The organism is Streptomyces sp. NPDC006739 (assembly GCF_042869815.1).
Lineage (GTDB): Bacteria > Actinomycetota > Actinomycetes > Streptomycetales > Streptomycetaceae > Streptomyces.
In genome coordinates, this window is the sequence record NZ_JBIAGM010000035.1 from 1 (window position 1) to 13,633 (window position 13,633).

A 13,633-nucleotide genomic window follows, 5' to 3' on the forward strand; every position below is an offset into this window, starting at 1 on the left:
CCCGCGGAGCGGGTCCCATCGCGCTGCGCGCGATGCCAGCGAACCCGGGCGCTACGCGCCCGGGTTGCGCTCACGCTCCGCGTGAGCGCTGGCGGTTCGCTGCGCTCACCGCCCAGTTCGCTTGCTTCGCAAGCGAACTGACACTCCCTCCGCTGCGATTCGGGAGTGAGTCGGACTGCGTTGCAGTCCGATGCCAGCCTCCATCCGGCCCGAGGCTTCCGCTACGCTCCAGCCTCCACCGCGCTGCGCGCGGCAAACGGGCCTCCGGCCCGTGCAGCAGCAAGGGGGTGGGGTTGTGCGGCTGGGGGAAGGGGGGAAGGAACGTGACGATGAGTCGGAGGGCGGCTTCGGAGAGAAGAAGCCCGGGGGCTGCTCCCGTCCCGGTACTGTGGAGGCCTGGGTTGAGTGCTCAGATCTGTGCTTCAAAATAGAATCCAGATCGAATCTGGATCATGTCTTCCCTGCCGACCCCGCCTCACACGGCTCCCGCCGACCACTGAAACTGCGCAGCATCTGCGGCACACTCAAACTCACCCCTCGATGAGTGGAGTGAGACCTAAAGGTCTAGACACCTCATGGTCTGACGCGCTAAGCGGAATCTGAACACACGGATCTGACCGCCAGGTTGGGGAGCCGTGCTGGACCGCGCTCGAACCGGCCCGGCCCCTCCGGCGCTGCCGACCTGACCGCCCGCCACGGACGTCGGGGCGGCACCCGATGGGTGCTGCCCCGCTCCGGCGTGTCCCGACCCGTCAGCGCCAGCTCTGAGGCACGTACATGGCGTGGGGTCATAGCCGGAGGCGAGCAGCTCGGCCGCCTCCTGAAGCAGTCCCCCGGCCGTGGTCCGGCTGACACCGAGATCGGTCTCGATGTCAGTCAGCGCGACGACGTCGACGTTGCCGGCGTGGCCGTCGGCCGCCACGATCAGACGGGCCACCTGGCGAGCGCGACGCTGACGCGGGCTCAGCCCCGCCATGTACCTGGACGGCTGGGTGAACAGGCCGGCCCGCTAGCCGCGTTGATTCCCACGCGCGGTCCGCTGATCGACGCAATGAGCCTGATGGGAGACACGGCATCCCTCGACGAGGCGGCGGACAACCTGATGGCGGCTCCCCTCGCCCTGATGCACTCGAACTGGAGAACCTCGACTTCCACCCCGTACACCGCTCCTGGGCCCGCAACCTGATAGATGGCGACCGGGAAGCTCGCCTCCAGGTGGCCACGGCACTCAAGGCCTGCCACAGCGTTATCCTCGCCCCCTGCTGGAGCAGAGCGCGCTGCCGTCTGAGCGAGGTCCGAGCCGCGTACGCGTGCACGACGGCCGAGGGCGGGGTCGAGCAGCTGCTCAACACACTCGGCACTCCGTTGGTCCGCTGGCGGCCGCTTTGGCGTAAGTCGGTTACCGAACCGAGTGATCAAGTTCGAGGCACCATTCGACGCCAGCCATTAAAGATCAAGCTAGGGCCCGTCTTCAACGGATCTTGCCCAGAGCAAGAGTGACGCGAGACTGACCGATGCCTCGCAGGAGGAGGATCCGGTGTTCGTACGGGCCGGTTCCCGGCCGGAACTTGCGCAGTCTCAGTCGCATACGGCGATTCCTCTCAACACCGTGCGGGCCATCCGTCGGGCGAAGTCGTCCACGGGGGGCGGCTGCCCGTCGCTCGTGGCGTCGTAGGCGAAGGCGCGCTGGGCGCAGGCGCCCAGGAGGAGGGAGGCGGCCGCGAAGGTGTCCGCGTCGGGGTGGACGCGGCCGGCCGCCTGTTCGCCGCGGAGGTACGCGTCGAGGCCCTCGATGGGTTTGTGCGCGCCGGATCCCATTTGCCGCATCGCGTCGTCGTGACGCTTCTTGAGCTGGGTCTCGGCGTAGAGGGAGGCCGCGATCGGGAAGCTCTGCTCGTAGAACAGGGCCGCCTGCCGGGCGATCTCTGTGAGGTTCTCCTCGAGGGTGTGCCTGCCCGGCTCGGCGGTGAGGGCGCGCAGCAGCGGGCCCAGTCCTGGGAGCCGCTCGCGCAGGACCTCGATGAACAGCTCCTCCTTGCTGGTGAAGTGCTTGTAGAGGGCGGCCTCGGAGCAGTCCGCCGCCCTGGCGATCTCCTTGGTGGTGGCGCGGGCTAGACCGACGGTGAGCATGAGCTCGTGGGCGGCGTCGAGGATGCGGGCGCGGGCCGGTTTCTGCTCCATGGCGCCCAAGGATCGCATGACGTGTCCAACAGGTCTTGACGAGTGGGTGAGTACTTACTCACACTAGACGCACACTGTGAGTGAATACTCACCCACTGGTGGAGAATTGGAGTGGGCCAATGAACCTCACCGTTTTCGGCGCCACCGGAGGAATCGGGCAGGAGGTCGTTCGGCAGGCGCTCACCGCGGGCCACCGGGTCACTGCCGTGGTGCGGGACCCAGCCCGGTTCGAGTTGACCGGGGCCGGCCTGGAGGTCTTCCGTGCCGACCTCACCGACCCGGAGGCGGTACGACCCGCGGTCGTCGGCCGGGACGCAGTCCTCTCAGGTCTGGGGGCCCGCAGCCGCAAGAGCGCCGGGGTCGCGGCCCGGCTGACCCGTACGGTTTTGCGGGCCATGGAGGCCGAGGGCGTGCGCCGGGTGCTCGTGGTCAGCGCGGCTCCGGTGGGTCCCGAGCCGGAGGGTGACGGCTTCCTCGACCGCGGCGTTCGCGGGATCGTCTCGGCACTGCTCAAGGACGTCTACGCCGACCTGCGGGAGATGGAGGACGAGCTGGCTCGCAGCGGCACGGACTGGACGTCCGTACGGCCACCGCGGCTGCAGGACAAGCCCCTCACCGGCTCGTACCGGGTCGTCGTCGGTGGCTTCCCGCGCCGGGGCCGGTTCATCGCACGGGCGGACGTCGCTCACGCGATGCTGGGGATGATCGATGATCCCGGGACAATGAAGGAGGGGGTAGGGGTGGCGTATTAGCTTGACTCTGTCGCAGATCTTGGTGTCGGCGAAGTCAACAGCCAGGGTCCGCCAGGACTTCGGGCGAGGGATCTCGCGCTGGTCGAGGCAGTTCTGGAAGGCAGTCGGCTGGCGGGGTGTGGGGGCTTCCTCAGCCGGTGACGGTTTGCCGAGGCGCTCGATGGTGACGGCGATGGCCGTTCAATACGTGCTGGACGTGGACCTTTCCCTGTCCTCGGTAGCGGCAGCGCCGTATGCCGTGTCCGTGGGCGAACTCGTTGACCGTGCTTTCCACTCCGGAGCGGACCGCGTATCGGGCCTTCCATTCGGGCGTCTGTGGTGATCGCGGCTCGGGCGGCGGCCACCGACCAGCCGGCCGGATAGCCGGTCACCTCGTAGCGCCAGCGCGGCAGTGTCGGTGCCTGGTGGTGGTGATCCGGTACTGGCTCAGCTCAGACGTGTGGTGGCTGGGTCGCGTTGCTACGATCAACTCATGAGTTCTGACGGGGCAGTTCTGTCGGTGACGGTCAAACCGTCCTTGTCAGCCGCGTGGTTCCATCATCTGCTGACCCGGCCTGTTGTCGAGGTGGACGGGCGTGAGTTCCCTGCTCGCTGGGGGAGTGTGGAGATGCCGATCGGCAGCGGCGAGCACCGTGTGGCTGTGTTCTTCCGCTACCGGTGGCAGCAGGATGCACGGCTTGCCGAGTCGAGTGTCGAGTTCAGCGCAGATGCGCAAGCGCGTCGTGTGACTCTCACCGCCCGGCTCGGCGCGCGCAATGGCAGCCGGTTTCGTATCGGTGCACCGCTGGTCGCTGGGTGAACGACGGCAGCGGACAACGCCCTTCCGGACGGGCGTTGTCCGCTGGCAGCCCTCGGATGTCACGGCTCAGGCCGTCGTCACCAGCGGCGCCGTCATGACCGGTGCGGTGAGTGGTTGGGGTGGTTTGCGCTGCGGGGTCGCGCAGACGATCGCGGAGCCGATCATCACCGTGGCGAAGCTCCACAGCCCCATGGTGAGGATGATCGAGCCGTGTAGCACGATGTCCATCACCAGTGCGGCTTTGCGCCACCGGTCCGATGCGAGGACACACACACCGATGGCGAGTTCGATGACGAGCGCCCCCCAGGTGAGCGCCACCACCACGAGGGAGTTCTTCGACATCGAGAGGAACAGCGAGTCCCAGGGCCGGGCCACGCCGAACATGTTGTCGCGCAGGAAGTAGTACTCCGCGGTGCCGTTGGCCCAGTCGGCCACTCCGAACTTGCTGACGGCACTGTCGAGGTAGAGGTAAGCGATCTGCACCCGGATAGCGAGGAATGCGGCGAAGGTGACTGTTTGCCAGGATCGTCCCGTTTCGGTGGTGGGTGCCTGCCAGTGCCAGGTGCGGTCGTCCGCCAGAGCGATGGGAGTCATCAGCAGCGCCATGATCATTCCGATTGACTCGCCGCCGTCGGGTACGGCGATGCTCACGGCGACCGAATAGGTGGCCCAGGCGTGCGGAATGGCCGTCCAGCGTGGCCGGTATCCGCTGGCCACGACCGCGAAAATGACGACGAGCAGCCATCGGCGGGGCTCGGCACCCACCGAGTCGTTCCCGATGCACAGTGCCGAGGCGGCCCGGACCCCGTCGCAGCGGGGGTATTCCCCCATTGCGACGACCGGGATGAGCAGGGCCTTGATGGGCGTCAGCAGCAGGACGCTGAGCTGGGCCCCGGCCATGACCGTGCGGCCGGCCCCGAACCACCGGCTCCGCAGATCGTGCCGGGCGGTGCGGGCTTCCAGCCAACCGGCACACGACTGCAACGCATCGCTCACCCGCATCGGACGTCCAGATGAGCGACCTTGAGCACGCGCCTGACGTAGGGAACCTGATTGCGGAAACTCCACGGGACTGTTTCTTCCTGGGTGAGATATGCATCGCCGCACACGGTCGGCACCGGATTGGTGTTCTTCACCTGGACCGCCGGTTTTGAGGAGGCCTCTTTGACGCAGTCGTCCAGATAACCGGTGCAGTCAGTCCATTTTCCCGCCGCGTTGGCGTTCAAATAGCCCAGCTCTGGTCCTTGGGCGCGTTGCCTGCGTGAAAGCCCGAAAAAATTCGACGGATCGGCCTGTGGCGTTCTGAGAAGATTCCGTATCGAACCGTCGGCACGCTGAGCGTAGACACCGGTCTGCGTGGTCTGTGGGTTACGGGTGAAGAACGCCCAGTTCTCCGGGACTATAGTATTGAAAACCGAGCGTGTACCCCTTGAGTGTCGGCTGCTCAGCGCGTTGCTCGGCAGGGTGTAGAAGAGACCGGCGGCGAGATAGCCGAATATCACGAGGCAGGCGATGCAGAACAGGGTGAGCTGCCGTAGCGATCCGGCTCCCGGACTGGCCGGTTCGGACGGGACATCGGTGGCGTTGCTTGCCATCGGGGCGCGATCCTCTGCGGTGGTGAACGGTCTGACGGACGCCGGGGTTCCGCCGCGCCGGGGCGAGGTGCCCCGGCGCGGCGGGAGCGGCTACAGGGCCGTCGCCACCGAGGACACCAGGTTGTCGGCGTCCAGGCTGTTGGGCTGGCGCAGGTCGAAGCCGTAGCTCACGGCGGACGGGACCACTACGAGGGTGACCACGGCCTCGGTGGCGCCGGCCACGTTGGCGTAGACGACGCCGTTGATGGCGCCGACAGCGTTGATCTCGATCACGACATTGGCGTCGTGCCAGAGCCATCCGTTGGCCCGGTCCGGGCTGTTGACGCCGGCCTGCTTTATCTTGGCGAGGACCGTCTTGATGTCGTCACCGAGCCGCTGCATGCCGGCCTTGGCGGCGAACGGGTCGTTGATCTGGACCGCCACCGTCACCTTGGCGTGGAAATCTCTGTCCACGCCCTTGAGCGCCTTGGTGAACTCGGCGATCTGTACGAGCGTCACCTTGTCGTTCTCGGCAGACCGGTGGGAGCGGATCTGCCGGGCGAGGTCGGGGTGGTCGTCCGCCGCCTTGCCCTTGCCGAAGACGAGCAGGCCGACGATGTCGTCGTCAGAGTACTTCACGTGGTGCTGCGCCGGCTTGACCGCCGTGTGGGCAGCCGCCGGCTCACTGGACGCGGACGCCGAGCCGTAGGCGGCGCCGACGCTCAGCACAGCCGCCGCAGCGACGACCGCACCGGTCTTCTTCAGGTTCATGTGAGGTAACCTCAAATCGTCGTCGTGTACGTGCTCCACCGCCTCGGGGCAGGACCGGCCAGCGCTCCGCCACGTGACCTTGCGACGGCGAACGAGGGCGAACCGCTGGTTCATGCCAGCTCATGCGGTGGGTCCCGTCGGTACCGGACGGTGCCGGACCAACGGCGTCAGAGCCGGTGGTGGAGGGCCGCTTACTTGCGGACTCCGCCACCGGAGCCTGGAAAAGGGTGGGGTCAGGAGCGGCGCGCGGCCGTGTTCGCCGCCGAAACGGAGCGGCCCGCGATCACGAGGTCGATGACGCCGCTCACCCCGACGATCACCGCAAAGCCCCAGAAAGGGCCCTGCGCAAATGCGTTGACCAGCACCGCGATCGCGCCTGCGACCAATGCCGGAACCAACAGAACATAGGGGCGCCGGGTTTCGTGATGCGCTGCGCGCCAAGCGGCGTCGTCAGAGAGCGTCGCGGACGTCCGCACGCCTACCAGTATATTCCGGCGCAGGGTGCCGTTGCGGCTCGCGCGGACGGTGGTCAAGACGCCCACGGCTACCGACAGATACAGCACGGCCAGAACAATCCCCACCACGAGATGGGTATTCATCAGTTCGACTCATCTCCCCCAGCAGAGTCCTGTGATGCCGTGATGACATCATTGCACAACCGTTCGGTTCGCTCAAATAGAAAACGGGCCCAACTCGTGGCTCAGCAAATGGAGTTGGCAATACCGCTTTTTGGCAGCCGTGACGACCGGAGGAGCCCCACCTGGCTTCCGCAGGACGCCCGAACGTCGGTAAGCAATCCGGCTTGATCAACCTGCCCGTTTCATCGGCCGCTGCGAACACAAGCCGGTACTGGTGCACCTGGACATCAAGACACGGCAGCCGTAGTTCGTGATCTGTAGCGCGTCTTTCTGATCAGTGCGGTGGGTGGCCGCGGGCATGGGATGGTCAGCCACGATCACGACCGTAAGTCACGACGAATCAGGAAGCGGCAGCCAGCCTGCGCCGCACGCCGGCTGCCGTCCGCCGCTGCGCGGCCTCACCCACCGCCGCCTGGTCGGAGGGCAGTGTGCTGTGGGCCCGCAGGCCCTTGGGCAGCCGGGATGCGCCGAGACCGTCACGCCTGGCGATGGGGGCTGACCTCGGCCATGACGGCGTCCAGGCGTCCCGCATCCCAGGCGGCCACCCCGGGTCCAGATGATCGCCTTCACCGTCAGCATGCCCTGCTTGGCCCCGGCGGGGTGGATCGCTTGGCCGGCGGTCGGCCCAACCCCCCGGGCCTGATCACTCTCCTCGCCCGGTGTCGACGGGGGCGAGCAGGGTGCGATGCCCAACGAGGGCGCAATCCTGCGGGCCCTGGGCATGGGGCATCGCCCTGCCGACCAGGTGGGTGTCGTCGTCATCGGTTACAACGACGCGACCCACGTGGGGCCAGCGCTGGAGACGCTGGACCGTCTCTGCCCCGCAGGGGCGGCCCAGCACCCGATCGCCCGCCCGGCCCCGCACCCCAGGCATCACGGAGGTCGGCGGGTCCCGCAGACGCCAAGCACCCTGCGGGCATCATGACCCCGTCCCGTCGAAGGACCGGAAACCTCCCGCGGGACGGGGGTAGGACCGAAGAGGCCCCAGCCGGGATGTACCCACCAGCTGGGGCCTTGCTTGCGTGTGGCGTTACAGGGGGCGGATGTTCTCCGCCTGCGGGCCCTTCTGGCCCTGCGTGACGTCGAACTCGACCTTCTGGCCCTCCTGCAGCTCGCGGAAGCCCTGCGCGACGATGTTCGAGTAGTGGGCGAAGACATCAGGGCCGCCGCCTTCCTGCTCGATGAAACCGAAGCCCTTTTCCGCGTTGAACCACTTCACAGTGCCCTTGGCCATGTGCCTGTCTCCTTCGAAGGGACTCGTATCGGATCCCGCACCGTGCAAGATCCGGAGGTGATCGCCCTGGTCCGGAGAGGCGTGAACAGCAAAAACGCCCGCGATGCGATCACGGGCGAACGGGACTGCTGTGGGGCGTGGACTCGGGGGCGTAGAGGGGATGTCGGGCTCCCCGACCACACCTAAGAGGCGTGGTGAGCTGCGGCTACGTCGGCAGGCGTCCGATGGGCGCGGAGCGTTGTCGGCCGGGTTGTCGGCGGGGATGTGGGAGGGGTTGCGGGCGGGGTCGGGGGCGGGGTTATCGCATCGTGACGCTGGTCGGGCCTTCGTGGTCGGTGGTCTGGTCGGAGGCGGCTGCTGGCCTGGACGTATGCGCGGTGCCGGAGAAGGCCGGCGCCGCACCGTACGCGAAGGGCAGCAGAGTGATGCTGAATGTGGACGCCGGCGGCGGGGACCGGCTGGCACTCGCGGTACTGGCGCAGTACCGGATGGCGACGACCGAGCAGATGCACCTGGTGATCGCGCCCGGGGTGCGGATCGAGCAGACGCGGCGGCGTCTGGCCAAGCTGCGCGGCGAGGGGCTCATCGACCGCGTCACTCTGCCTCAGGCCGGCCGCACCCGGGTGTGGTTCGCCACGCAATACGGCGTGGACGTCGCCTCCGAATGGCCCGAACCCACGATGCCGCTGTCGAGGTCGATCGGCCCGCGGCAGGGATCGCTCTGGCTCTCGTCGTCGCGCGTCCACTACAGGCGCTGTCGTTCCTCGTGAGGGTGGCGGGCGCTCGGTTGGAAGATCTCTTGGAGGATGTTCACCGGAAGGCTCCGCTTAGCCCAGCGGCCGCCAACGCGGCGCGGGCCGACCTAGAACCGGTAGGCCGGCCGCCTGCTCGGGTCAGCCGGACTGCGCGTGATGATCATTCGGACTTGTGCGGCGTCGGCTCGTGCCGTGTTGGCCGTGATGCTCAGACGTGCCATGCGCTCACGGTGGCGGAGTACGTCCCGCCACACATCGCGCCGGTGCCCAGACTCCTGCGGCAGCAGCGCCGACAGGACACCAGGCAGAGCACCCGCCAGGGTTACGAGCCCGATGGTCCACCCGGGGCGCCGAGGTAGGACTTGGCGACCAGAGCCAGGCCGGCGGCGAGGGGAGGGGCGGTCCAGACGACGATGCGGCGCGCGGTCGGGCGGGTGGTCATGTCGGTTGTCCTTCGGGCTCGGAGCCCCGCACACGCCTGGTGCGCGTGCGGGGCGGAGCGTGCAGCAGTCCCAGCCCTGACGTCGCAGGCAGCGGATCTGACAGTGCCGAAGAGTGGGGGAGCACAGGGTTAGCAGCGCAAGCCTCGGCGGCGGACCTCGCGTTGCTGACGAGGGAACCCGCATTCAAGGCCGTGACCTGCTGGTTTCCTGCCTCTGTCGGCTTGAATCGCGGCCTCTACACCGCTAGGGGGCTAGTGGCGCAACCCTCTTCGCCATCAGCGGTTAGGGACTCGTTGGGCTGAGCCGCCGCTGTGCGAGGCGGCGTTGCTGTTCGGCGGCGATCCGCTTGGTTTTGCGTCGCACGTGCTCGCCGAAGGCTTGCGGGTCGGTGGCGCCGGTGGCGGCCGCGGCCTCTGGCCAGGTGGTTCCCTCGCCCTCGGCGTACGCGAAGACCACCCGCCGCCGCGGGGCCGTCGGCGCCGGTCTCCTGCGTGCCGTACAGGCGGTGGATCTCGGCGCCCACCCGGCCGTCCGTGATCAGCGGCTGGAAGTCGAGGTCCTGGAGGGCCATGCGGCCCGCTCCGGACGCCGCGAAGAGAGCGGGGAGGTGTTCGGTCAGGGATGAAGGCATGGCTGGTCCTTGGTGTGGTCGGTGGGTGGGAGCGGGCTGTGCCTGGTGGTGCGGGGCCGGCCACTGCGGACGGGGCGCAGCGGCCGGTCGGGGGCGCGGTGGTCGGGTCAGCCGGCGAAGTGGCGTCGCGGCAGCGCGAGCAGCACTGCGACGAGACCGCCGATGGCGGCGGCGAAGAAGGCCTGCTGGAAGCCCTGGTGCAGGGCGGCGGTGTGACCGATCCCCGAGTGTCCGCCGAGCAGGCGGCTGGTGTGGGCGGCCGCGATGGCGGTGAATGCCGCCGGCAGGGCGGAGCTTCCGGTCTGCTGGGCGGTGTACTGCAGGGCTGAGACCACGCCGCGCTCGGAGGGCTTGGCGCCGCTGGTCGCGGAGAGCATGTTGGCGAGGTTGGCGACGGTGGCGCCGCAGCCGATGAGGATGTCCGGGCCGAGCCGGCTGCCGACGAAGCTGGTCGAGGGGGTGGTGGCGAACCACAGCAGGCCCGCCGCCATGACGGCGGGAGCGGCGATCGCCATGTGGCGGACACCGAATCGTGCGACCAGCTTCGGGCCGATCCGGCCCATGGGGAGGATCATCACGGCGGCCGGCAGCAGGCTCAGGCCGGCGCGGGTCGGTGACTGGCCGAGGGCCTGTTCGTTGTCGAGCGCGACGAGGACCAGAGCGCACAGGAACGCGCCGGAGACCAGGGCGGCTCGCAGGTTCGCGGTGTGGACGACGGGGTTGCGCGGGATGCGCAGTGGCAGCAGCGGGTCAGGGCTGCGGTGCTCGTTCCAGCCGAAGGCGACGAACAGCGCAAGGGAGGCCGCGATGCCGCCGAGCGTGGGGGTGCTCAGCCAGCCGCGGTGCGCCGTCTCGGAGAGGGTGTAGATCAGCAGGGCCAGGGCCAGGGTCACCGTCATGGCGCCTGCCATGTCGAAGCGCCGGGATCCGGCGGTCTGCTCCCGGGTGGGGCGCGGCAGGAAGCGGGGGGTCAGGGCCAGGATGAGGGCGCCCACGGGGACGTTGACGAGGAACAGCCACCGCCAGCCGAGGGCGTCGGTGAGCAGGCCGCCGAGGATGAGGCCGAATCCGGCGCCCGACCCGATGACCGCCTGGAAGGTGCCCATGGCGCGCTGGCGCTTGGGGCCTTCGGGGAAGAGATCGAGGATGAGCGCGAGGGTGCACGGCGTGGTGATCGCGGCGCCGACGCCCTGTGCGGCACGCGCGGCGATGAGCACGGCGGCGTTGGGTGCCAGTGCCGCGGCGAGCGAGGCGAGGGTGAACAAGGAGATGCCGAGTACGAAGGAGTTGCGCCGCCCGAACAGGTCGACCACGCGTCCGCCGAGCATCATCGCTCCGGCGTAGGTGAGGGTGAAGGCCGTGGTGATCCAGGACAAGGAGGCGGCGGACAGGTGCAGGCCGCGGCTGATCGGTGTCATGGCGACACTGACGATGGTCATGTCGACCGCGATCATGAAGTAGCCGATGACGGCCAGGGTGAAGGCGATCCCGGGGTGGGCGACCGCGCCAGGTGTGTCGGGGGCGGCCACAGGGGTCTCGGCGTTGACGGCTTCTGCTTGTTTGCTGGTCATAAGGTGGTCCCGGGGTGGCAGGGATGGTGGCGGGTCCCGCAGTGCGACGCCTGCGGGCGGGAAGTCGCCGGGCGGACGGGGGCACGCCGGGCGCCGGGGTTGTGACGCACGTTCACAGGTCCGCTCCGGCGCCGCTGCCCCACCGGCTTCGCGGAACTCGGCCCGGGCCACGCCCCACACGTCGTCGAGGGTCAGCCCGCCCGATGCGGCGGCCACGGCCATGAGCCGTTGTGGGGTGAGGTGGCGCAAGTCGAGCGGGTGCGGGCGCTGCCGTACCGCGGGCAGGATCCCGGCGCGGGACACCACTCTGACGGGGCCGCGGGCCGCGATCGCGCTGCGCCGCAGGGGCCGGCGTGTGAGGGTCCTCAGCGAAGCCGTCACCGCAGGAGTCCAGGCACGCCAGCAGGGGCAGCCGACGGCCCTCGCGGCCACTTGCGGCACGCAGCGCGTGCTTGAGGACCTGCCTCGACAGGGGGTCGTAATCGGCCAGCACCAGGTTCGTCACGGACCGGTGCGTCTCCACGAAGACCAGCGGCATGGGCATTACGCACTCGGGACTCATCGTCATGGTGCCCTCAAGACCCTTCGATCGTGAACTCCGACCGCGCGGCAGCTGTGCCGTTGTCGGGAGCCAGGCGGCGATGCGCGCCCTCGATCACCGCTCCCCCGCCATCGAGCAATTTATGAACTTGAGAATAATCATAGACTGGAGTTCAAGCACAGTGGCAAGTTTACCTAAGTCGTGATCCACGTCACGGAATCTTGTGTGCAAAACGTTTTTTAGCGGGGTGAACTCGCGCGGGGACAGGGCCTGGAGATCGGCGAGGCGTTCGCGGGCGTGGAGCGACTGTGGTGGCGGGACGGGAAGCAGTGGCGCGCATGCGCCGACCGCAGGCTCACCCGCACGCGGCCTGGGAAAGCTGCCTGCAGTCGATCCTCGCCGCCTGGGCCTCGTCCCGTTCGCCGGGCAGGCGTATGTCCCGACCGGCTTCGACGACGTCCGGCTCGCGAAAGACCTGCCCGAGCACTTCTGGAGCGTGGCCGCCCTCAGGGACGCGGCAGGGACACAGCAGGCGGTCGCCGATGTGCCCGCCCGGGCATCGACGGCCGGGTGATCGCCGAGTTCGGGCCCGCCCTGCTTCCTGCGGAGCCGGCGATGCCGTCACCGGCCCCGCAGCCCCCTGCACAACAGGCCACCGCTCAACAGGCCACCGCTCAACAGGCAGCTGCGCCAAGGGAGTTCACCACCGACGAGCTGTTGCAGCAGGCCGCGGACATCCTCGGCATGGCACCGGGCGGGCTCGACCCGCGTCGGGCGCTGCGTGACTTCGGCCTCGACTCGCTGAGGGCCACGGTGCCGCAACGGCGGCTGCGCACCGACTGCAACATCGAGGTCCCGCTGGGGCAGTTGCTGGGCACGGAGAGCCCGGCGAGCATCTCCAAGAGCCTCACCAGACATCGCGTGGTACCCGCCTAGAGGTCGGGTGGAGTGACGTCGGGGCCGCCGTGCCGCCACCTGGCCGGCAGCCCCGATGTCACTGTCCCCCCTACCAATGGTGACCACAAGCCATAGATATACCCTAGTATAAATTCTATGGGTGTCGGTTGCCGTGCGCGGCGTCCGAACGATCGGAGAAGAATGAGGGCTCGCTCATGCCAGAGACCACACAGCCGATCGGCCGTCGCGAACGCAACAAGCAGAGGGTCAAGGACCGCCTGTACGCCTCGGCACTCGACCTGTTCACCAAGCAGGGATACGACCACACGTCGATCGACGAGATCGCCGAGCAGGCCGACGTCGCACGCGGAACCTTCTTCAACTACTTCCAGCGCAAGGACGACCTCATCAGCGCCTGGGGCGAGCAGCGTCGGCTGAAACTGCTGGCCACCCTCGGGGAGGAGGGGCCCGCTCACGGTGCCGACGCGGTGTCCCGACTCTACGAGTGTATGGCCGTCCTCGGACGTATCAACGAAGAGGAACGCGACCTCACCGCCGCCATGCTGTCCGCCTGGGTCAAGGCGGGCCGCCCGCTCACCGAGGAGCCCTACATCGGCCGCATATTCGCCGAGGTCGTGGAGGCGGGCCGCAGCAAGGGGGAACTCGCTGCCGACGTGGCATCGGAGCAGGTGGGAAACGTCCTGCACGATGTCTACTTCGGAATTCTCTACCGCTGGTCACAGTCCAGGACAGCCGAACAAGGCGCTCTCGAGAGCGAACTCCAGGCGGCCGTGAAGCTGCTGCTGGACGGCATCGCCGTACCGGGCTGACATCACCTCGACCCCG

13 protein-coding genes and 2 pseudogenes are annotated in these 13,633 nt (G+C 68.4%); 6 read left to right on the forward strand and 9 right to left on the reverse strand.

What is annotated here, in order from left to right:
* Positions 1-1,578: 1,578 nt before the first annotated feature.
* Complete coding sequence (locus tag ACFYMM_RS39110; protein WP_388396184.1) at positions 1,579-2,181, reverse strand: TetR/AcrR family transcriptional regulator; 603 nt, start codon at positions 2,179-2,181, stop codon at positions 1,579-1,581.
* Positions 2,182-2,300: 119 nt separating this feature from the next.
* On the opposite strand from ACFYMM_RS39110, the gene ACFYMM_RS39115 reads away from it, so the two are divergent.
* Complete coding sequence (locus tag ACFYMM_RS39115; RefSeq protein WP_388396187.1) at positions 2,301-2,933, forward strand: NAD(P)-dependent oxidoreductase; 633 nt, start codon at positions 2,301-2,303, stop codon at positions 2,931-2,933.
* 130 nt (positions 2,934-3,063) lie between these two features.
* Here the strand turns inward: ACFYMM_RS39115 and ACFYMM_RS39120 are convergent, their stop codons facing one another.
* Positions 3,064-3,207, reverse strand: a complete 144-nt coding sequence (locus tag ACFYMM_RS39120; protein ID WP_388396190.1) for a hypothetical protein — start codon at positions 3,205-3,207, stop codon at positions 3,064-3,066.
* 198 nt (positions 3,208-3,405) lie between these two features.
* On the opposite strand from ACFYMM_RS39120, the gene ACFYMM_RS39125 reads away from it, so the two are divergent.
* Positions 3,406-3,732, forward strand: coding sequence for a hypothetical protein (locus ACFYMM_RS39125; protein WP_388396192.1), 327 nt, complete (start codon positions 3,406-3,408; stop codon positions 3,730-3,732).
* A 66-nt stretch (positions 3,733-3,798) separates the two neighbouring features.
* On the opposite strand, the gene ACFYMM_RS39130 is transcribed toward ACFYMM_RS39125, so the two are convergent.
* The 5 genes from ACFYMM_RS39130 to ACFYMM_RS39150 all read right to left on the reverse strand — a co-directional run bounded on the left by ACFYMM_RS39130 (position 3,799) and on the right by ACFYMM_RS39150 (position 7,949).
* Positions 3,799-4,728, reverse strand: coding sequence for a sporulation-delaying protein SdpB family protein (locus tag ACFYMM_RS39130; protein WP_388396194.1), 930 nt, complete (start codon positions 4,726-4,728; stop codon positions 3,799-3,801).
* Positions 4,725-5,327 carry an SdpA family antimicrobial peptide system protein gene (locus ACFYMM_RS39135; protein ID WP_388396195.1) on the reverse strand — a complete coding sequence of 201 codons (603 nt, stop codon included), beginning with the start codon at positions 5,325-5,327 and terminating at the stop codon, positions 4,725-4,727. Before ACFYMM_RS39135 ends, ACFYMM_RS39130 begins: the two co-directional genes overlap by 4 nt.
* 90 nt (positions 5,328-5,417) lie before the next feature.
* Positions 5,418-6,077 (reverse strand): sporulation delaying protein family toxin, encoded by a 660-nt coding sequence (locus ACFYMM_RS39140; protein ID WP_388396198.1) that lies wholly within the window; start codon positions 6,075-6,077, stop codon positions 5,418-5,420.
* Positions 6,078-6,310: 233 nt separating this feature from the next.
* The gene (locus ACFYMM_RS39145; RefSeq protein ID WP_388396201.1) at positions 6,311-6,676 is read right to left on the reverse strand and encodes an SdpI family protein; all 366 of its coding nucleotides are present in this window, start codon (positions 6,674-6,676) and stop codon (positions 6,311-6,313) included.
* Positions 6,677-7,745: 1,069 nt separating this feature from the next.
* Positions 7,746-7,949, reverse strand: a complete 204-nt coding sequence (locus tag ACFYMM_RS39150) for a cold-shock protein (RefSeq protein ID WP_067045496.1) — start codon at positions 7,947-7,949, stop codon at positions 7,746-7,748.
* 425 nt (positions 7,950-8,374) lie between these two features.
* On the opposite strand from ACFYMM_RS39150, the pseudogene ACFYMM_RS39155 reads away from it, so the two are divergent.
* Positions 8,375-8,596: pseudogene (locus ACFYMM_RS39155) on the forward strand (replication-relaxation family protein); the annotation flags it as partial.
* Here ACFYMM_RS39155 and ACFYMM_RS39160 read toward each other — a convergent pair.
* A pseudogene (locus tag ACFYMM_RS39160) lies at positions 8,554-8,664 on the reverse strand (hypothetical protein); the annotation flags it as partial. The pseudogenes ACFYMM_RS39155 and ACFYMM_RS39160 sit on opposite strands and share 43 nt — an antisense overlap.
* 904 nt (positions 8,665-9,568) lie before the next feature.
* On the opposite strand from ACFYMM_RS39160, the gene ACFYMM_RS39165 reads away from it, so the two are divergent.
* Positions 9,569-9,772, forward strand: coding sequence for a hypothetical protein (locus ACFYMM_RS39165; protein ID WP_388396204.1), 204 nt, complete (start codon positions 9,569-9,571; stop codon positions 9,770-9,772).
* Between the two features lie 113 nt (positions 9,773-9,885).
* On the opposite strand, the gene ACFYMM_RS39170 is transcribed toward ACFYMM_RS39165, so the two are convergent.
* Positions 9,886-11,349 (reverse strand): MFS transporter, encoded by a 1,464-nt coding sequence (locus ACFYMM_RS39170; RefSeq protein WP_388396206.1) that lies wholly within the window; start codon positions 11,347-11,349, stop codon positions 9,886-9,888.
* 1,156 nt (positions 11,350-12,505) lie between these two features.
* On the opposite strand from ACFYMM_RS39170, the gene ACFYMM_RS39175 reads away from it, so the two are divergent.
* Together ACFYMM_RS39175 and ACFYMM_RS39180 are read left to right on the forward strand one after the other, a co-directional pair.
* Positions 12,506-12,826 (forward strand): acyl carrier protein, encoded by a 321-nt coding sequence (locus ACFYMM_RS39175; RefSeq protein ID WP_388396208.1) that lies wholly within the window; start codon positions 12,506-12,508, stop codon positions 12,824-12,826.
* 176 nt (positions 12,827-13,002) lie between these two features.
* Positions 13,003-13,617, forward strand: coding sequence for a TetR/AcrR family transcriptional regulator (locus ACFYMM_RS39180; protein WP_388396210.1), 615 nt, complete (start codon positions 13,003-13,005; stop codon positions 13,615-13,617).
* The last annotated feature ends 16 nt before the right edge of the window (positions 13,618-13,633 follow it).